A 19,492-nucleotide genomic window follows, 5' to 3' on the forward strand; every position below is an offset into this window, starting at 1 on the left:
CATGAAGTCCTGGACGCCCAGGATTTCGGGCCGGTCCTCGGCGAGCCGGTGGAACTCGGCCAGGGCCCGGGGCAGTTCGACGGGCGGTCCGCCGGGGCCTCCCCCCGTCCGTCGTGTCCCGGCCCTCCGGGCCGGGCGTCCCCCTCAGTCGGCCCTGATCACCGGGATCATGCCCGTGACGGCCTCGGCGCCGCTCGGCACCGGGTCGGGCAGGACGGAGCGGATCCGGCGCTGGATCTCGCGGGTGATCTTGTCCTGCTGCTCCCGGGCGTCCAGCACGAGGTAGCGGTCGGGGTCGGCCTTGGCCAGCTCCAGGAAGCCCTTGCGGACCCTGGAGTGGAACTCCACCGACTCGGACTCGATGCGGTCGGCGGGACCGCCCAGGCGGGCGAGCCCGTCCTCGGGCCGCACGTCCAGCAGTACCGTCAGGTCGGGGACCAGGCCCTGGGTGGCCCAGGAGCTGATGTCGCGGATGTCCTCGACGGACAGGTCGCGGCCCGCGCCCTGGTAGGCGAGCAGGGAGTCCACGTAGCGGTCGCTGATGACGACCGCGCCGCGGCGCAGTGCGGGCAGGATCTCCTGCTCGACGTGGTCGGCCTTGTCCGCGGTGTACAGCAGCACCTCCGCGCGCGGGGTGATGTGCGAGTTCTCCCGGTCCAGGAGCAGACCGCGCAGGCGCATGCCCAGCTTGGTCGCCCCCGGCTGGCGGGTGCCGATGACCTCGAAGCCCTGCTCGCGCAGCCACACCGTCAGCTCGCGCACCTGGGTGGACTTGCCCGCGCCCTCACCGCCCTCGACCACGATGAACGCGCCGGAGTGGACGGCCGCCTCCCCCTCGCCGTCGCTGACCGCGACGCCCCGCAGGGCGGCGAAGAGCTCGGGGAGCAGGCCGGGGCCGGCGTCGGGGCGGTCCTTGTTCATCAGGCGGTAGCAGAACAGTGCGACGAGGACGACCAGCAGGCCGGAGGCCATCAGGACGACGCCGCCGCCGCGCAGGTCGTAGGTGAGCGGGCCGATCGGGATCGCGTAGTCGCCGACGAGCCCGGCGAGCAGGGGCGCCAGCGCCATGGCGGCCGGCAGCGCGACACGGGCGGCGCCGTGCACGAAGACGACCGCGCCCTGCCGGTTCTCGTCCCCGACCTCGTCGTCGAGCAGCGCCAGGCCGGTGACCCAGGCGATGCCCGCGCCCACGCCGAGGAGCCCCGCGAGGACGGCGATGAGCACCGTGTCCCCGACGGCGCCCGTGAACAGCAGGGCCAGGCCGGAGAGGGCGACGCTCAGGCCGAGCAGGCGCCTGCGGCTGAACTGCTTGAGGACGCGGGGCCCGGCGAGCGCGCCGAGGGCCATGCCCGCGAAGACCGCCGCGAAGACGGCGCCGAAACCGGCGTTGCCCGCGCCCAGCGCCTCGAGGTGGACGCGCGCGACGCCGATGACGGCGGCGCCGCCCGCGAGCGATCCGAGCAGGCCCGCCACGAGGCCGCGCGGGAGCGACTCGCCCCCGGGGCGGCGGCCCGTCGCCACGGCGCGGAGGATCCCGCTGTCGCGGATGCCGCTCCCGCCGTCCCCGGAGGCCTTGTGCCCGGGGATCGGCAGCACGGCGACGACGGCCGCCGCGACGAAGAAGGTGAGGCCGTTGAGGTAGAGGGCGATGTCGGCCTCGGGGCTCGCCATGGAGGGCAGCAGCGCGCCGAGCACGTTGCCGACCGAGGCGAGGGCCGCGAACAGCAGGGCCGCGACCGGGGCCGTGCCGTAGGTGGTGAGCAGGTTCAGCCGTTCGGCCTGCGGCAGCAGCCTGCGGGGGACCAGGCCGGGGACGGCGGAGTCCTTGGCCGGCGTCCAGAACAGGGCGGCGAGCTCCGCCAGGAGGCTGGCGATGAGCAGCCACTCCAGGGCGAAGCCCGGCACGAGGAGGCCCACGACGGGGATCGAGACGTACAGGAGGCCGCGCAGGACGTCGGTGGCGACCATCGTCCACTTGCGGTCGAGGCGGTCCGCGACCGCCCCGGCCAGCGGGCTCAGCAGGATCGGCGGGGCGAGCTTGATCACCACGACGCCGCTGACGGCCGCGTACTGCACGAGCGTGGAACCGCCGGCGGTGAAGATCGCCGCCAGGGACATCAGGGCCAGGAGGCTCAGCCAGTCGCCCAGGCTGGAGAGGGAAAGCGAGATCCACAGCCTGCGGAAGGGTGTGATCGCGAGGACGTTTCGCGCCTCGACTGGCGCTCCGGGTGCAGATCTGCTCATAGCGCTCAAGATATCGGTGAGGGGGAAAGGGAACGACGGACACGGGATCCGTCCCAGAATTCGGTGGATGACGCCGGGGGGCGCACACGATTCTGCGTCCTCGGGAGTCACGCCCACACTAGTACGGAAGATCATTGCCGAACAGGGGTGGAGACGGCCCACCCGGTGCGGACACGGAGATAGTACTCACCCGGGCTCCCCTTCGGGGGACGCCCGGGTGAGCGGTGTTCTTCGGTTGTGGCCGCGGCCGGAGGAGGGGCCCTGCGGCGGCTACGGGCCGTTCCCCTCCGCCGGTTCCTCGGCGGAGGCGCGGGGGACGCCGGTCTTCTTGGCCGGGGCCTTCTTGGCGGCCGTCCTGGTGGTCGTGCCGGTCTTCGCCGCCGTCGCCTTCTTGGCGGCCGGCTTCTTGGCCGGGGCCTTCTTGGCCGCGGGCTTCTTCTTGGCGGGCGCCTTGGCGCGGCGCTCGGCCAGCAGCTCCGAGGCGCGCTCGTCGGTGATCGACTCGACCTGGTCGTCCTTGCGCAGGGAGGCGTTGACCTCCCCGTCGGTGACGTAGGGGCCGAAGCGGCCGTCCTTGACGACCATCTTGGCGCCCGACACCGGGTCCTCGCCCAGCTCGCGCAGGGGCGGGGTCGCCGCGCGGCGTCCCCGCTGCTTGGGCTGGGCGAAGATCGCGCGCGCCTCGTCGAGGGTGACCGTGAACATCTGCTCCTCGGTCTCCAGGGAGCGGCTGTCGGTGCCCTTCTTGAGGTAGGGGCCGTACCGCCCGTTCTGCGCGGTGACCTCCTCGCCGTCGATCTCGCCGACCACGCGGGGCAGCGACAGCAGGCGCAGCGCGTCCTCCAGGGTGACGGTGTCCAGGCTCATCGACTTCAGGAGCGAGCTGGTGCGGGGCTTGGCCTTGGCCTTGGCGCGCTTGGGCCTGGCCTCTCCCTCGGCCTCCTCCGGCTCCTCGATGACCTCGGTGACGTAGGGGCCGAACCTGCCGGTCTTGGCCACGACGGGGCGGCCGGTCTCCGGGTCGGTCCCCAGCTCGCGGTCGCCGCTGGGCTGGGCGAAGAGCTCCTCGGCCTTGGCCTCGGTCAGCTCGTCCGGCGCCAGGTCCTCCGGCACGTTCACCCGCACGCCGTCACGGTCCAGGTAGGGGCCGTAGCGGCCCACCCGCAGCACGATGTCGGTGCCGGGGAGGGGCACGGAGCTGACCTCCTTGGGGTCGATCTCGGAGAGGTGGTCGCCCACGAGCTCCTTGAGACCGGTCTCCCGGCGGCCCTCCGTGTCCTCCCCGCCGAAGTAGAAGCGGCGCAGCCAGGGCAGGCTCTCCGCCTCTCCGCGGGCGATGTCGTCGAGCACGTCCTCCAGGCGGGCGGTGAACTCGTAGTCCACCAGGTTGCCGAAGTGGCGCTCCATCAGCTGCACCACGGCGAAGGCCAGGAAGGACGGCACGAGCGCCGTTCCCTTCTTGAACACGTAGCCGCGGTCGAGGATGGTGCCGAGGATCGACGCGTAGGTGGAGGGGCGGCCGATCTCCCGCTCCTCCAGCTCCTTGACGAGCGACGCCTCGGTGTAGCGCGCGGGCGGCCGGGTGCTGTGCCCCTCCGCCTCCAGGTTCTGCGCCTTGAGCGGGTCGCCCTCGGCCATCGCGGGCAGGCGGCGCTCGCGGTCGTCCAGGTCGGCGGCGGGGTCGTCGGACCCCTCCACGTAGGCCTTGAGGAAGCCGTGGAAGGTGATGATCTTGCCGGTCGCGCTGAACTCGGCGACCTCCCCGGTGGAGGAGGTCCCCTCGATGCGCACGGTGACCGACTCTCCGACCGCGTCCTTCATCTGGGAGGCGACGGTGCGCTTCCAGATCAGCTCGTAGAGCCGGAACTCGGGCCCGGAGAGGCCGGTCGAGGCGGGGGTGCGGAAGGCGTCGCCCGCGGGGCGGATCGCCTCGTGCGCCTCCTGCGCGTTCTTGACCTTCTTGGCGTACACGCGCGGCTTCTCGGGGAGGTAGTCGCCGCCGTACAGGCTGCGCACCTGGGAGCGGGCCGCACCGACGGCGCTGTCCGACAGCGTGGTGCTGTCGGTGCGCATGTAGGTGATGTAGCCGTTCTCGTACAGCCGCTGGGCGACCTGCATGGTCTGCTTGGCGGACAGCCCGAGCTTGCGCGAGGCCTCCTGCTGGAGGGTCGTGGTGCGGAACGGGGCGTACGGGGAGCGGCGGTAGGGCTTGCGCTCGACCGAGCGGACCGAGAACCCGGCCCCCGCCAGGCGCTCGGCCAGGCCGCGCGCCGTCGCCTCGTCCAGCTGGCGGACCCCGCGGTCCGAGCGCAGCGCGCCCTGGGGGGTGAAGTCGCGGCCGACGGCGACGCGGGTGCCGTCCACGGAGACGAGGGTGGCGGGGAAGGTCGCCGGCCCCTCGGGGACGCCCGCCTCGCTCGCGTCGAAGAGCGCCTTGAGGTCCCAGTACTCGGCGGACGTGAACGCCATGCGCTCGCGCTCGCGCTCCACCACCAGCCGGGTGGCCACGGACTGGACGCGGCCCGCCGAGAGCTTCGGCATGACCTTCTTCCACAGCACGGGGGAGACCTCGTAGCCGTAGAGGCGGTCCAGGATGCGCCGGGTCTCCTGTGCGTTGACCAGGCGGGTGTTCAGGTCGCGGGTGTTGCTCGCCGCGCGCTGGATGGCGTCCTTGGTGATCTCGTTGAACACCATGCGGCGGACGGGGATCTTGGGCTTGAGCTCTTCCAGCAGGTGCCAGGCGATGGCCTCGCCCTCGCGGTCCTCATCTGTGGCGAGCAGGAGGAGGTCGGCGTCCGCCATGAGCTCCTTGAGCTTCCTGACGTGCGACTTCTTGTCCGCGTTGACGACGTAGAGCGGCTCGAAGTCGCCGTCGACGTCCACGCCGAGCCGGGCCCAGGACTCCCCCTTGTACTTGGCGGGGATCTCGGCGGCCTTGTTGGGCAGGTCGCGGATGTGGCCGATGCTGGACTCCACGACGTAGCCGCGCCCCAGATAACCGGCGATGGTCTTCGCCTTGGCGGGCGACTCGACGATGACCAGAGCGGTGCCCGCCCCCTGCCGTCCGCTGTCCTTCGAGCCGTTCTTGCCGGCGCTGCCCTTCGTGGGTGGCACGCTGTTCCCCTACGTCTAGCCTTACGTGATCTATCCGGCCGCGGTCTGTCGGTTCCCGTGGGAACCGACAGTAACCGAAACTCCAGGCACTCCCCCGTCGATGGGCGTGCGGGGCCCTCTCCGCGTGTGCGGGGTCCACCGCCCCGGGCAGGGCGCCCGGCTCACACCCACCGGCATCCGCAGAATAAGCGCTTCGCGCACCGGTACCGGTCCGTAGCGTACGCGAGCGGTCCTGGCAACGCCCGTCGGTCAACGGTCGCCGCCTTCGTCGAGCACCCGGAACCCGTCTTGCGAGTGACTTCGGTCACACTTACAAACGTCCGAGTGCCGATATCCCCCAGAATGCGGCGAGTCCTCCCGGATATTCCCGGGAGGACTCGGCTCACGTCCTGAGCCGGCGTCGTCACCTCCACCCTCCCGCAGTCCACCGCGTTCCAAACGGAACGGGAGTGCGGAGGCGACTCAACCTGCTCTGCGGACGCACACGGCACCGGTGTGCCGGAGCGGGGTCCCGCCCGGGGGCCACCGCCGTCCTGTGGGATTGGGCACCTCGCAGTCCACCGCGTTCCAAACGGAACGAGGCGCCGTCACCCTCCAGGCCGGTCGGCGGGCCCCCGGGCCCACCCCACGATGGTCGCTACAGGCCGACGCCCGCGGCGCCGAGCAGGGCGCCGACGGGGTCCACGCTCGGAGCCGGAGCGGGCAGCTGGTCCACGTGCTCGGGAGCGTGCTCCGCCACGGCCTGGTGCGTGGTCTCGCTCAGGGTGTAGTCGACGGGCAGCATCTGCGAGACGGGGATCTCGGGCAGGTCGCGCACGACCGGGGCGTCCTGCAGCACGCCCGACTGGTGCTCGGTCGCGCTCTGGTGCACGACCGCGGCGCCGTTGTCGGTGGAGCTGGCGCCCGCCAGGCTCGCGACGGCGGCGACGGCGTTGCCGGTCACGTTGACGGGGACGTCCGCGTGCGCGACCAGCTGGTTGCCGCCCACGGCCGAGCCGTTGCCCGAGGTGGCGACGTGGGGCTCCTCCTCCAGGACCAGTGCCCCGGTGTCGGTGGCCGCGGCGCCCGCGACGCCGCCCACGGCGCCGATCGCGTTGCCGGACACGTTGACCGGGACGTCCAGGGCCGCGACCAGCTGGTTGCCGCCCACGAGCGAGCCGTTGCCGGAGGTCGCGACGCCCGACTGGTGCTCGCGCTCGGCCGACTGGCGCAGGATGCCCGCGTCCACGCCGGAGGTGTCGGGCAGGATGCTGGCGTTCGAGACGGCCTCGTTGACCAGGTCCATCGCCGTGAGCCCGGCGGGGGCGGACTGGTGGTGACGGCCGCCGCCCTCGTGGACCAGGGCGCCGGTGTCGGTGGCCGCGGCGCCCGCGACGCCCGCCACGGCGCTGATCGCGTTGCCGGACACGTTGACCGGGACGTCCAGGTCGGCGACCAGCTGGTTGCCGCCCGCGACCGAGCCGTTGCCCGAGGTGGCGACGTCCGGGTCGTGGTCGTGCCCGTGGTGCTCGTGGCCCTGGTGCACGACGTCGTAGCCGTCGTGGCCCTGCTGGTGGGCGTGGCCGCGCTCGTCGTGACCGTGGTGACCGTGGTGACCGTGGTGGCCGTGGTGGCCGCCCTCGTGGACCAGGGCGCCGGTGTCGGTGGCCGCGGCGCCCGCGATGCCGCCCACCGCGGCGATCGCGTTGCCGGAGACGTTCACGGGGACGTCGCCGTCCACCACGAGCTGGTTGCCGCCCAGGACGGAGCCGTTGCCCGAGGTCGCGACCTCGCCGCTGTGGTGGTCGACCACGGCGGCGCCGGAGTCCGTGCACTGGGCGCCGGACGTGCCCAGGACGGCGCTGATCGCGTTCCCGCAGACGTTGACCGGGACATCGAGGTTGGCGACCGCCTGGTTGCCGCCCAGGATCGAACCGTTGCCCGAGGTCACGGGCTCGGTGTCGGCGAAGGCCACGCCGGTGCCCAGAGCGACGAATCCCGCCGCCATGAGCGCGGACTTCGCGGAGATGCTGGCCCACTTACGCATGTGGGGAGTCCTTTCGAGAAGACATGAAGACATGTTGAAGAGAACAGGTGTGCTTGTGCGTGCTTGTGCTCGGGCAACAGGCCGTGCCACATCCCTGGGTGGGGTGCAGGCCTCCGGCCGGGGCCGGGGATCATCCGGACGGCCTCACACCTGGGCGGTGCGTGCCGGCCGGTTCAGGAGAGCGCGCCGCGGTCGGCGCCCGCTGGTTGCGGGTGACGCGCGCGCCCCGTCGATCAGCTCCGCCCTGGTTGGGCGGCGGCTGACGTGAACCCCGAGCACGTGGCCTCGGCCGGTGCTACGGGACTCGCGTCAGCCCCCGGGCCGCGCGGGGCGGCCCGGGGAGCCGATCAGGAGCGGGCCCTGCGCCGCATCCCCGCCACGACCAGGCCGGCCCCGGCGGCGACCGCGGCGACCGCGGCGGCGACCAGGCCGAACAGGCCGGTGGAGTCGGTGCCGGTGACCGCGAGCTCCGCACCCGGGCCCTGCTCGGCGGGCTGCCCGAAGGTCTGCTCGGACCGCTCCTCCGCGGACTGCTCGAAGGACTGCTGGCCGGGCTGCTCCGCGGACGGTCCGGCCGGGGAGGCGGACGGGTCGGGCGCGGGCTGCTCGTCCACCGGCGCGGAGCTCTCCTCGGCGAGCCCCTCACGGTCCTCGGGGACCTCGGGCGGGACACCCTGGCCGGGGTCCTCACCCTCGGGGGCCTCCTCCCCGGGGTTCTCCCCCTCGGTGGACCCCCCGCCGGGGGCCTCTTCGCCGGGGGCTTCCCCGCCGGGGGCCTCCTCCGCGCCCTCGTAGCCGCCCTTCGGCCCTCGGACGGAGGACGACTTGTCCTCGATGACGGCGGCTCCGGAGTCCGTGCACTGGGCGCCGGCGAGGCCGAGGATCGCGATCGCGTTCCCGCAGACGTTCAGCGGGACGTCGAGGTCGGCGTTGAGCTGGTTGCCTCCGCCGATGGAGCCGTTTCCGCTGGTGACGGTGTCGGCGTAGGCGGTTCCGGCGGTGGCGGCGGCCGTGGCGGCGATGAAGCCGGCGGTCACCAGGGCGGCGATACGTGCTTGTGTCTCGTGGGTCATCGCGTGTCCTTATGTCAGCGAGAAGGATCGGCTGGCTACACGTGTGACCGCGGTCGGAGAGCTTCAGGCTCTGGGAAAGCCGGTGAGAAGGCACGCCCGCCAGAGTCGGCGGGACGGCTGCGTGCGGGAGCGCACGGACCGGCCGCGGTCGGGGACGCGGCTAGTCGGGGGCGAAGCTGGGGTCGTCCGCGGCGTCGCGGACGACCAGGGTGGGGTCGCCGGGAAGGGCGACCCGCTGGGCACGGGGAGCCAGGTGGGCGGCCCGGGCCATCAGGAACCCGGCGGCGCCGGGCGCGGGGAAGGACGGGGCGGCGGCGCCGGTGGCGTCCGCTCCGGCCGAATGGTGCGAGCCGCCTCCGCCGATGAGGCGAATGCGCTCACCGGGGTCGTCGTCATGCACCCGCTCGGCCGCCTCGACGGCGGCCGAACTCCATGCGGACGGCACCGCGGAAGCGCTGGTGTCCACCGCCGTACCGGGACGGGGCGCATCGGCGCCCCGAGCGGTCTCGGCGGCGGCGCGCTCGACGGCGGGGCCGGCCGGGTCGATGGGGAGTTCGTCGGTGGCGGCGAGGACGGGCAGGCCCAGGGGGGCCGTCGCGTTCGCGGCCCCGTCGATGCCGCCCTGGACGACCCGTGTGGACTCGGTCAGCCCGGCGGCGACCGTGTCCACGAGTCCGCTGTCGCGCAGCGAGCCGTCGGTGGACCGCACCACGTCCTGACCGGTGCGGGCGATGCCGCCGACGAGGCTTCCCGCGCCGCGGGCGGTCCCGTCCACGGTGGCCGCGGTGTCGTCCACGACCCTGGCCGCCGCGGCTCCCGCCCTGCTCTCCTCCAGCGCGGACGAGACACCCGTCTCGTCCAGGGCGCGGGAGGGAAGGGCGGCGGCCCGGGGCGCCACGGCCCCGGTCAGCGAACCGGTCGCGGAGCCCGCACCGGCGGCGGCGTCGGAGACCCGGGTCTTCCGAAGCTCCTGGGTCGCGGCCCGGCCGGCGTCCTCCGCGGTGTCGCCGACGCCCATGACGCGGTCGACGAGGCCGTCGGAGCCGGGAGCGGTGTCGCTGTGGGCGACACCGATCCCCCCGGCCAGCCAAGCGACGGCGACGATGCCGGACAGGAGCAGCAGACGGGCGCAGGCGTTGCGGGACACACAGGCAGCGCGACCGGTCGACACCAGCCACCCCCTGCCCGTGAGCACCATGACGCCCTCTCGTTTCGCTGCCGCTGGACGGTCCCGTGCGGCTGGGCCGCCACGGTCGTACCGGTGCCGCTCCGACCCGCACGGAGGCGGGAGGGAGAACCACGACACCCTCGAACTCAAAGCAACCGTAGCATCACGTTGGGTGATGCAACACCGAAACGTGAACCGCGCCGAAAAAGTTTTCGGCGCGGTTCACCAGGCACGACACCGCAAAACGCGTCGAGGTCAGCTCAATCCGACGAAACGGTCCAGGACCCTGACGCCGAACTGGAGGCCGTCCACCGGGACCCGCTCGTCCACGCCGTGGAACATGCCCGCGAAGTCCAGCTCCGGGGGGAGCTTGAGCGGCGCGAAGCCGTAGTTGCGCACGCCGAGGCGGGAGAAGCTCTTGGCGTCGGTCCCGCCGGAGAGGCAGTAGGGGACGGCCTTGGCCCCCGGGTCCTCCGCCAGCAGGGACTCCGACATGGCGTTGACCAGGCCGCCCTCGAAGGGCGTCTCCACGGCCGGCAGGTGGTGGATGAACTCGCGGTCGACCTTCGGGCCGAGCAGCTCGTCGATCTTCGCGAAGTACGCGTCCTCGGTGCCCGGCAGGAAGCGGCCGTCGATCTGGGCGGTGGCCTCGCCCGGGATGACGTTGGCCTTGTACCCGCCCCCCAGCACCGTCGGGTTGAGGGTGTTGCGGAGGGTGGCGCCGATCATGCGGGAGATCGGACCCAGGCGGGCGACCGTGGCGTCGACGTCCTTCTCGTCGAAGGGGATGCCGAACTCCTCGCAGATCTCCTCCAGGAAGGTCCGCACGGTCGGGGTGAGGTCGAGCGGGAACTCGTGCCGGCCCAGCCGCGCGACCGCCTCCGCCAGCTCGGTGACGGCGTTGTCCCTGTTGGTCATCGAACCGTGCCCGGCCGTGCCGCGCGCGGTCAGCTTCATCCAGGCGATGCCCTTCTCCGCGGTCTCCACCAGGTAGAGGCGGCGGTCCTCCTTCACCGTGAACGAGAACCCGCCGACCTCGCTGATCGCCGAGTCGCAGTCGGCGAACAGGTCCGGGTGCTCGTCCACGAGGTACTGGGCGCCCCAGGTGCCGCCCGCCTCCTCGTCGGCGAGGAAGGCCAGGACGATGTCGCGCGGGGGGCGGCGTCCCTCACGGAGCCGCTGGCGCAGCATGGCCAGGACCATCGCGTTCATGTTCTTCATGTCGACCGCGCCGCGGCCCCACACGCACCCGTCGGCGACCTCCCCCGCGAAGGGGTGGTGGGTCCAGTCCTCGGGCGCCGCGGGGACGACGTCCAGGTGGCCGTGGATGAGCAGCGGGGGGCGGGTGGAGTCCTCCCCCGTGATCCGGGCCACGACGTTGCTGCGCCCCGGGTGCTTCTCGTAGATCCTCGACTCGACGCCGACCTCGTCGAGCTTGGCGGCGACGTACTCCGCCGCCTTGCGCTCCCCCGGCCCCGAATGGTCGCCGTAGTTGGAGGTGTCGAACTCGATGAGCTCCCGGCACAGGTCGACGACCTCCACCTCCGCCGCGCTCAGGACCCTGTCTGGCTCTGCCATCTGACGCTCCCGTCCAGCCGCACCTTTTGCCGTGCTGTCACCCCGACCCTGCCATGGAGGCCCCCCGGCGGAAAACCTGGTTCGTGCCACCCCAGACTTTTGCTATGGTTGACCTGTACGGCGCGGCAGGCGCCGGACACCCGGTCCGGGTGGCGGAATAGGTAGACGCGCTAGCTTGAGGTGCTAGTGCCCGTTAAGGGTATGGGGGTTCAAGTCCCCCCTCGGACACAAACAGAAGGCCCTGGTACCAGGGCCTTTTTTGTTGCCCGGGCCCTGTCGGCCGGACCCGCGGCGGGCCCGCGGCCCCTCAGGCCACCAGGCCGTGGCGGTAGGCGTAGACGACGGCCTGGACGCGGTCGCGGAGCGCGAGCTTGGCGAGGATGCGCGAGACGAAGGTCTTGACGGTCTCCTGGCTGATCACGAGGGCCCCGGCGATCTCCCTGTTGGAGAGGCCGTCCGCGATGAGGCGCAGGACCTCCAGTTCGCGGGGGGTCAGCGGGGTGTCGTCCGGGGAGCCCCCGGTCGGCCGGACACGGGCGGCGTACCTTCCCACGAGCTGGCGGGTCACCCCGGGGTCCAGCAGCGCCGCGCCCGAGGCCACGGTCCGGATGCCGTGCAGCAGCTGGCCGGGCGGCGCGTCCTTGAGCAGGAACCCGCTCGCCCCCGCGCGCAGCGCCTCGTAGACGTACTCGTCCAGGTTGAACGTCGTCACCACGAGCACCTTGACGGGCGCGCGCACCCCGGCGCCGGCCAGCAGGCGGGTGGCCCCGATGCCGTCGAGCACCGGCATGCGCACGTCCATCACCACGACGTCCGGACCCAGCCGGCCGCTGAGGTCGACCGCGGTCCGCCCGTCCCCGCACTCGCCCACGACCTCCATGTCGGGCTGGGCACCGATGATCGTCACCAGCCCCGTGCGGATCAGCACCTGGTCGTCGCAGACCAGGACCCGGATCGGCGCGGTCACGAGCGGCTCCCCGCGGGTATGCGCGCCCTCACGACGAAGCCGCCCTCCGGCCCGGGTCCCGCCTCCAGGTCGCCGCCCAGGACGTCGACCCGCTCGCGGAGCCCGGCGAGGCCGCGCCCGCTCCCGCCGGGGGAGCCGGTCCGCGGGCCGGGGCCCTCCGTGCCGACCTCCACGGTGATCTCCTTCTCGCCGTGGCGCACCAGGACCGAGGTGCGGCTGCCCCGGGCGTGCTTGAGGGCGTTCGTCAGGGCCTCCTGCACGACCCGGAAGGCCACGAGGTCGGCGCCGCCCGTCGACTCGGCGGGGGCGCCCTCCTCGGAGAACTCCACCGGCTGCCCGGCCCGGCGCGTCTGCTCCACGAGCGTGAGGACCCGGCCGACGGGGGGCGTCCTGGCCCCGGTGCCGTGGTCGGGGTTGAGGAGGTCGAGCAGGCTCCGCAGGTCGGTGATGGCCCTGCGGCCGGTGTCGGTGACGGCGGTCAGCGAACCGTCGAGCCGCTCGGGGTCCGCGGTCAGGTAGCGCGCCGCCTCGGCCTGCACCACCATCGCGGTCACGTGGTGGGTGACGACGTCGTGGAGCTCGCGCGCGATGCGGGTGCGCTCGGCGGTGCGGGTGTCCTCGGCGACGCGGCGGCGGCGTTCGGCCTCCATGGCCCGGGTGGACCGCAGCCACGCCCCGATGCCCCACACGAAGGCCAGCGCCAGGTAGAACGTCGCGAAGCCGACCGGCGTCTCGCCCGTGCCGAGCTGCGCGAGCGCCGCCCACAGCACCGCGTAGGCGGCCGTCAGGACGAGCACGGTGGCGCGCCGGCGCCGTTCCAGGTGGGCGCCCGCGCTCAGCACCGCGATGGCCAGCCCCGTGCCGGCGAGCGTGTGGTAGCCCATGAGCTGGTCGACGGCGAAGCCCGCGGACACCAGGGCGAGGGAGGCGGCCGGCCACCGCCGGCGCAGGGCGAGCGGAAGGCACTGGAGGGCGATCGCCACGACGGCGAGCAGGTCGAAGGGGCGGTCGGGGACGCCCCCGAGCATCGTCCCGTGGTTGTGGAGCGACGGCACGAACGACGCGGCGAAGAACACCAGTCCCAGCGGGAGGTCCCGGACCGTGACGTCGAGGCCTCGCCACAGTTCCGCGGCCCGCCGTAGATCGATCACCGGAGGAAGTGTAGTGGCGGATCCGCCCCCGTCCGCGCGGCGGGGGACGGGGCCGCCGCGCCGTGCGCCCGGCCCCGGGCGGACCCGTGACGCGGTGTCACTGGTGGCGCCGCCGGGCGGGGGGAATACTGGGGGAGATCCCGCCGCCGATCCCGGAGAGCCCCGCATGGACACCAGACGCCCGCGCGTTCCGCCGGCGGTCGCCGCGGCCGCGGGTCCGCCCGTCCGCCCGGGGCCCCGCCCCCTCCCGGCCTCCCCGGTCCGCGCCCCGGGCGGGTACCGGTGACGCCGTCCCGGTCCGGGGCCAGCACGATGTCCGAGCACGCCGACGCGTCCCGGGGGGAGTTGCGCACCGTCAACCTCGGCATCGTGTTCGCCTCGCTCTCCACCGTGGGGGCGCTCCTGGTGGTGATCGACGCGCCGACCTGGTGGCAGGCCCTCGTCCTGGCCCTGGGGGTGGCGACGGCGGCGGTGACCGTCACGCGGTGGGCGGAGGGCCGCGTCCCCCGTGTCCCGTTCCCGGCCCTCGCCGTCACCGGGGCCGTGTGGCTCTTCGGGGTCCTGGTGGCGGAGACACCGACCGCGTCCTACGGCTTCGCCGTCGTGGGGACCGTCGCCGTGCACCAGGCGCACCGCCGCCGGACGGCGGCCGTGCTGGGGCTGGCCGGCTTCGTGGCCGCGGTCCTCGCGGCGAGGCTGGCGGTCGCGCCGGGGGAGGTCGTCGACACCCTGCTGGAGTACGTCGTCGGCTCCGCGGGCATCGCCGTGGTGGCGGTCGTCCTCACCTCCCTCACCCAGATGGTCTCGCGCCTCGTCGCGGAGCTGGAGGAGTCGAGGGAGCGCGAGGCCGAGCTGGCCGTGGCCCGGGAGCGGATGCGCTTCGCCAGCGACCTGCACGACATCCAGGGCCACACGCTGCACGTGGTCAAGCTCAAGACCGCGCTGGCCCGCCGGCTGGTGCGCACCGACACCGACCGCGCGGAGGAGGAGCTCGGCGAGATCCACGCCCTGGTCGGCGACACCATCGCCCAGACCAAGGCGCTCGCCCACGCGCAGCGGCGGCTCAACCTGTCGGCGGAGCTGGAGAACGCCAAGAACCTCTTCGAGGCCGCCGGCATCCGCGTCCAGGTGCGCCGCGAGGGCCAGGTCGAGGCCCGCGCGGGCGAGATGCTCGGCCAGGTCCTGCGGGAGACGACCACCAACATCCTGCGGCACGCCCAGGCCGGGCAGGTGTGGATCACCCTCTCCGGGACCGGCATCTCCATCGTCAACGACGGCGCGCAGGAGGGCCCGCCCACCGGGCTCGGCGGGCTCGCGACCCTGCGCGAGCGCGTGGCCGGCGAGGGCGGCGAACTCACGGTGGAGCGCAAGGACGGACGGTTCCTGACCGCCGCGAGCTTCCCGCGCACGGCCGACGGCGCCTCCCCCCTGCCGCACCGCCCCGCACCGACACGGAAGGACGACCGATGACCACCGTGGTGCTCGCCGACGACGAGGCCCTGCTCCGCAAGGCGCTGGCCGCGCTGCTCCCCATGGAGGGGGAGATCACCGTGCTCGCCGAGGCGGAGGACGGGGAGGAGGCCGTGGAGGCCACGCTCCGCCACCGGCCCGACGTGCTCGTCGTCGACCTGGAGATGCCCGGGACGGACGGGCTCGGGGCCGTCGCGGCGATCCGCCGGGAGCTCCCGGACCAGGTGATCCTCATGCTGACCCGGCACGCCAGGCCCGGGGTTCTGCGCAAGGCCCTGCGGCTGGGGGTCCAGGGCTTCGTCAGCAAGTCGGCGGAGCCGGCGCACATCGCCTCGGTCGTCGCGACCCTGCACGGGGGCAAGCGGTGGATCGACCCGGACGTGTCCGCGCTCGCCGTCATCGACGACTGCCCGCTCACCGACCGGGAGGTGGACGTCCTGCGGGCGACCGGCGAGGGGTACTCGGCCGCCGACATCGCCGCCCGGCTGCACCTGGCGGAGGGCACGGTGCGCAACTACCTCTCGAACGCCATGCAGAAGACCCAGACGCGCACCAGGCACGAGGCGGCCAGGTACGCGCGCGAGCACGACTGGCTGTAGCGGCCCGGACGGACACGCCCGCGGTTCCGGCGGGCACGGCCGCCGTCGGGCGCCCGCCCGGGACCGGACCGTGCCCGCGGCCCCGGGCGGCGGGAGCCGGGCAGGGTGGGGGAGGCGGAGCGCGCCGGTCCGCACACCGGATCCCGGTCGCCCCCGGGTCGTGGACCCGGGGTTTCCCGTTCCCCGGGCGGGTGCGCCGCTCCGGAGGGCGAACAAATACCGAACAGCCGGACAAGCCGCTCGGGGGCCGCGGGGAAAACGGGGAACCTGGCCGACCAGGTCGTCGTCAGGGGCATGGCCAACGCCAGATCGACTCCACATCGTGATATCACAAACACAGAAAGTAGCGATGTCGGCCGTTTGCGGTCTCCCGTGACCGGCCGCACCGCCTCCGACCCGTCACTCCGCGGCCGCTCTCGCCCGCTGTCCGTCGCCCGACCCGCCCGAGCGCGGCACAGCACCCGCGGACCGTTCGGCATCACGCCCCGCGACCGGCCCCGGTCGATATCCCTGAACTCGTGGAGAAGACACCCTTGACCCAGATCTGCCGTCCCCCGGTGTCACCGGGGCGCGTCACACCTCCGTCCGGCACTTCCCACCGGGCGCCGCGGCGGCACCGCGACGCCTCCTCCGAGACCCGTACGCGTCCGCTACGCCGCACCCGCCGCGACTCCGCCGCGAGGGGGGCGCGCCGTGAAGCGTGAGGCCGTCGTCACCGGCGTGGGCGTGGTCGCCCCCGGGGGCATCGGCGCCGCCGCGTTCTGGGACATGCTCACCGCGGGTCGCACCGCCACCCGGGGCATCACCCTGTTCGACCCGGCGGGCTACCGCTCCCGGATCGCCGCCGAGGTCGACTTCGACCCCGCCGCGCACGGCCTGGACGAGCAGCGGACCGCGCGCATGGACCGGTACGTCCAGTTCGCCGCCGTCGCAGCCGCCGAGGCCCTGGCCGACAGCGGCGCCCCACTGGCCGGCGTCCCGCCCTGGCGTGTCGGGGTGAGCATGGGCACGGCGGTCGGCGGCACCACCCGCCTGGACCGGGAGTACGCGGTGACGAGCCGCGGCGGCGCGGACTGGGTGGTCGACCACACCGCCACCGCGCCCCACTCGCACCTCGCGCTGATGCCGAGCACGCTCTCCGGGGAGATCGCGGAGCTGGTCGGCGCCCGCGGCCCGGTGCGCACGGTCTCCACCGGGTGCACGTCCGGGCTGGACGCGGTGGGCTACGCCGCCCAGGCCGTCGAGGACGGCCTCGCGGACGTGGTCGTCGCCGGGGCGGCCGAGTCGCCGATCTCGCCCATCGCCATGGCCTGCTTCGACGCCATCAAGGCGACGTCGGACAGCAACGACGACCCGGGGCGCGCGTCCCGGCCCTTCGACCGCCACAGGAACGGCTTCGTCATGGGCGAGGGCGCGGCCGTCCTCGTCCTGGAGGAGGCGTCGGCCGCGCGGCGGCGCGGCGCCCGCGTCCGCTGCCGGGTGGCGGGCTTCGCCAACCACGGCAACGCCTTCCACATGACCGGCCTGCGGCGCGAGGGGACGGAGATGGCGCGCGCCGTCACCACCGCGCTGGACCACGCCCGGCGCTCCGCCACCGACGTGGACTACGTCAACGCGCACGGGTCGGGGACCGTGCAGAACGACAGGCACGAGACCGACGCCGTCAAGCGCGCGCTCGGCGAGCACGCCCGCCGGGTCCCCATGACCTCGATCAAGTCGATGGTGGGGCACTCGCTCGGCGCGATCGGCTCGATCGAGCTCGTGGCCTGCGTCCTGGCCATGGACACCGGCGTGGTCCCGCCCACGGCCAACCTGGCCACACCCGACCCCGAGTGCGACCTCGACTACGTCCCGGTGACCGCGCGCGAGCACAGGACCGACGTGGTGCTGTCCGTGGGCAGCGGTTTCGGAGGGTTCCAGTCGGCGGTCGTCCTGGACCGGGGAGAGTGAGGAGCGGCCATGACCATGGTGATCACGGGCCTGGGCACGGTGTCCCCGGCGGGAACGGGCACCGACGCCTACTGGGCCGCACTGGTGGAGGGTCGGACGCTCCTGGCGCCGATCCCCGACGTCGGCGCCCGGGGCTACCCGGTCCGCCTGGGCGGCAGGGTCCCCGGGTTCGACCCGTACGAGCACATCGAGGGCCGCTACGTCGTCCGGACCGACGCGTTCAGCTGGTTCGCGATGGTGGCCTCCGACGAGGCCCTGCGTGACTCGGGGGTCGACGTCGCCGCCGACCCCTACGCCACGGGGGTGCTCATCTGCAGCGGCAGCGGCGGCAACGAGTTCGGCCAGCGCGAACTGGCCGCCCTGTGGGGGCGGGGGCCGGAGTTCGTCGGCCCCTACCAGTCCATCGCCTGGTTCTACGCCGCCAGCACGGGCCAGGTGTCGATCAGCAACGGCCTCAAGGGCATGTGCGGTGTGCTGACCACCGACGAGCCGGGCATGCTCGACGCCCTGGGGCAGAGCCGACAGGCGCTCCGGCGCGGAACCCCGGCGATGCTGGTCGGCGGCAGCGACGCGGCGCTGGGCTCGCCGTTCGCCCTGGCCACCCAGCTGGGCAGCGGGGTCCTGAGCGAGGGCGGCGACCCCGGCACGGCGTACGCGCCCTTCACGGAGGGGGCGTGCGGCTTCGTCCCGGCGGAGGGCGCGGCCGTCGCGCTGGTGGAGGACGCGGCCACCGCGCGGGCGCGCCGGGCCAGGGTGCGGGCCGTCGTCGCGGGCCACGCGAGCACGTTCGGCGGCGTCGGCGCGTTCGACCCCGGCGGTGAGGGCCTCCTGCGCGCGGCCGAGGAGGCGATGCGCCGCGCCGGGGTGGGCCCGGAGGGGGTGGACGTCGTCTTCGCGGACGCCGTCGGCCTCCCCAAGGCCGACGCCGACGAGGTCGCGGCGCTGCGGCGGCTCTTCCCCGACGGCGTGGCCGTCACCGCGCCGAAGGCGGGCTTCGGCCGGGCCTACGCCGGGGCCGGCGCCCTGGACGTGGCCGCCGCGGTGCTGAGCCTGGAACACCAGGTCGTTCCCCCCACCCCCCACGTACCGGACGCGCCCCTGGGCCTGGACCTGGTCACCAGGGTCGCCCGCCCCGCACGCCTGCGCTCCGCGCTGGTGCTGTCCCGGGGCGTGGGCGGCGGGAACTCCGCGCTCGTCCTCCAGCATCCCGACCACGTCTGACACACGACAACAAGGAGACCCATGGCCGAGAGCCGCATCACGATCGAGGAACAGGTGGAGCTGATCTCCGCCTGCGCCGGGATCAGGACCGACGTCGAGACGGCGTCCTCGCAGACCTTCGACGAGCTGGGGGTCGACTCCCTCGGCGTCCTCGGCATCGTGGCCGAGATCGAGCGCCGCACCGGCCTCAAGCTGGGCGCCGACGCGGAGCAGGCGCCCTCCCCCGCCGCACTCATGGCCCTGGTCAACGGGGACGTCCCCGCCCACATGGAAGGAGCGTGACGGCCGTGCCCTCGCGTACCGAGAACAGCATCGTCATCGACGCCCCCCTCGACCTGGTCTGGGAGATGACCAACGACCTGGGCGAGTGGACCGGTTTCTTCCCCAAGTACGCCGAGGTGGAGGTCCTCGAGAGGGAGGGGGACACCGTCCGGTTCCGGATCACCAAGTTCCCGGACGACCAGGGCCGCGTGTGGAGCTGGGTGTCCGAGCGCGTCATGGACCGCGCCGCGGGCGAGGTGCGCGCCCGGCGCGTGGAGACCGGGGCGTTCGAGTTCATCAACCTGCACTGGACCTATGAGGAGGTCTCGGGCGGGGTCCTCATGACCTGGCGCAACGAGTTCACCATGAAGCCCGACTCGCCCTACAGCGACGAGCAGATCACCGCCAACATCAACCGGGAGGCCCCGGTCGAGATGGGGCTGATCAAGAAGAGGGTCGAGGCGAGGGCGATGGCGATGGCGGAGAACCCCGTCGCCTGACCGGGCCCGGGCCCCGGGGCCTTCGGAACGGCGCGGCCCCGGCGGTCGCGCCGGCGCCCGGCGGCCCCGGGGCCCCCCCGGCCCGCCGGCCGCCCCGCCGGCCCGGCCCGGGGCCCCGCGGGGTCCCGGGGGCCCCCCCCCCCCCCCCCTGAGGCGGGGCCGCCCGGGCC

At 73.8% G+C, this 19,492-nt stretch carries 14 protein-coding genes and 1 tRNA gene; 7 read left to right on the top strand and 8 right to left on the bottom strand.

Features of this window, described 5'->3' with window-relative positions:
* Nucleotides 1-144: 144 nt before the first annotated feature.
* The 6 genes from tmk to ACWGL3_RS21865 all read right to left on the bottom strand — a co-directional run bounded on the left by tmk (nucleotide 145) and on the right by ACWGL3_RS21865 (nucleotide 11,203).
* A complete protein-coding gene (gene tmk / locus ACWGL3_RS21840) occupies nucleotides 145-2,244 on the bottom strand; it encodes a dTMP kinase (RefSeq protein ID WP_267946878.1) in 2,100 nt (699 codons plus the stop codon).
* Between the two features lie 270 nt (nucleotides 2,245-2,514).
* Complete coding sequence (topA, locus tag ACWGL3_RS21845; protein WP_267946879.1) at nucleotides 2,515-5,358, bottom strand: type I DNA topoisomerase; 2,844 nt, start codon at nucleotides 5,356-5,358, stop codon at nucleotides 2,515-2,517.
* A gap of 637 nt (nucleotides 5,359-5,995) precedes the next feature.
* On the bottom strand, nucleotides 5,996-7,384 hold the full coding sequence (locus tag ACWGL3_RS21850) for a hypothetical protein (protein ID WP_267946880.1): 1,389 nt from the start codon (nucleotides 7,382-7,384) through the stop codon (nucleotides 5,996-5,998).
* Nucleotides 7,385-7,731: 347 nt separating this feature from the next.
* Nucleotides 7,732-8,457, bottom strand: a complete 726-nt coding sequence (locus tag ACWGL3_RS21855; protein ID WP_267946881.1) for a chaplin family protein — start codon at nucleotides 8,455-8,457, stop codon at nucleotides 7,732-7,734.
* A gap of 160 nt (nucleotides 8,458-8,617) precedes the next feature.
* The gene (locus ACWGL3_RS21860; RefSeq protein WP_267946882.1) at nucleotides 8,618-9,655 is read right to left on the bottom strand and encodes a hypothetical protein; all 1,038 of its coding nucleotides are present in this window, start codon (nucleotides 9,653-9,655) and stop codon (nucleotides 8,618-8,620) included.
* 225 nt (nucleotides 9,656-9,880) lie between these two features.
* Nucleotides 9,881-11,203 (bottom strand): M20/M25/M40 family metallo-hydrolase, encoded by a 1,323-nt coding sequence (locus tag ACWGL3_RS21865; protein ID WP_267946883.1) that lies wholly within the window; start codon nucleotides 11,201-11,203, stop codon nucleotides 9,881-9,883.
* Nucleotides 11,204-11,346: 143 nt separating this feature from the next.
* On the opposite strand from ACWGL3_RS21865, the gene ACWGL3_RS21870 reads away from it, so the two are divergent.
* A tRNA-Leu gene (locus tag ACWGL3_RS21870) sits at nucleotides 11,347-11,431 on the top strand.
* 79 nt (nucleotides 11,432-11,510) lie between these two features.
* Here the strand turns inward: ACWGL3_RS21870 and ACWGL3_RS21875 are convergent.
* On the bottom strand, nucleotides 11,511-12,170 hold the full coding sequence (locus tag ACWGL3_RS21875; RefSeq protein ID WP_267946884.1) for a response regulator: 660 nt from the start codon (nucleotides 12,168-12,170) through the stop codon (nucleotides 11,511-11,513).
* A complete protein-coding gene (locus tag ACWGL3_RS21880) occupies nucleotides 12,167-13,321 on the bottom strand; it encodes a sensor histidine kinase (RefSeq protein ID WP_267946885.1) in 1,155 nt (384 codons plus the stop codon). The genes ACWGL3_RS21875 and ACWGL3_RS21880 overlap by 4 nt, the downstream gene beginning before the upstream one ends.
* Nucleotides 13,322-13,633: 312 nt before the next feature.
* Between ACWGL3_RS21880 and ACWGL3_RS21885 the strand changes: the two genes are divergently transcribed.
* The 6 genes from ACWGL3_RS21885 to ACWGL3_RS21910 all read left to right on the top strand — a co-directional run bounded on the left by ACWGL3_RS21885 (nucleotide 13,634) and on the right by ACWGL3_RS21910 (nucleotide 19,322).
* On the top strand, nucleotides 13,634-14,791 hold the full coding sequence (locus tag ACWGL3_RS21885; protein ID WP_452461729.1) for a sensor histidine kinase: 1,158 nt from the start codon (nucleotides 13,634-13,636) through the stop codon (nucleotides 14,789-14,791).
* The gene (locus ACWGL3_RS21890; protein ID WP_267946887.1) at nucleotides 14,788-15,390 is read left to right on the top strand and encodes a response regulator transcription factor; all 603 of its coding nucleotides are present in this window, start codon (nucleotides 14,788-14,790) and stop codon (nucleotides 15,388-15,390) included. The genes ACWGL3_RS21885 and ACWGL3_RS21890 overlap by 4 nt, the downstream gene beginning before the upstream one ends.
* Before the next feature lie 693 nt (nucleotides 15,391-16,083).
* Entirely contained in the window at nucleotides 16,084-17,340 is a 1,257-nt protein-coding gene (locus ACWGL3_RS21895) for a beta-ketoacyl-[acyl-carrier-protein] synthase family protein (protein ID WP_267946888.1), read from the top strand.
* 9 nt (nucleotides 17,341-17,349) lie between these two features.
* The gene (locus ACWGL3_RS21900; RefSeq protein WP_452461730.1) at nucleotides 17,350-18,561 is read left to right on the top strand and encodes a beta-ketoacyl synthase N-terminal-like domain-containing protein; all 1,212 of its coding nucleotides are present in this window, start codon (nucleotides 17,350-17,352) and stop codon (nucleotides 18,559-18,561) included.
* 21 nt (nucleotides 18,562-18,582) lie between these two features.
* Nucleotides 18,583-18,843 (top strand): acyl carrier protein, encoded by a 261-nt coding sequence (locus ACWGL3_RS21905; protein WP_267946890.1) that lies wholly within the window; start codon nucleotides 18,583-18,585, stop codon nucleotides 18,841-18,843.
* The gene (locus ACWGL3_RS21910; RefSeq protein WP_267946891.1) at nucleotides 18,840-19,322 is read left to right on the top strand and encodes an SRPBCC family protein; all 483 of its coding nucleotides are present in this window, start codon (nucleotides 18,840-18,842) and stop codon (nucleotides 19,320-19,322) included. The genes ACWGL3_RS21905 and ACWGL3_RS21910 overlap by 4 nt, the downstream gene beginning before the upstream one ends.
* Nucleotides 19,323-19,492: the final 170 nt, after the last annotated feature.

The sequence above is a fragment of the Nocardiopsis sp. NPDC055824 genome (genome assembly GCF_053616335.1).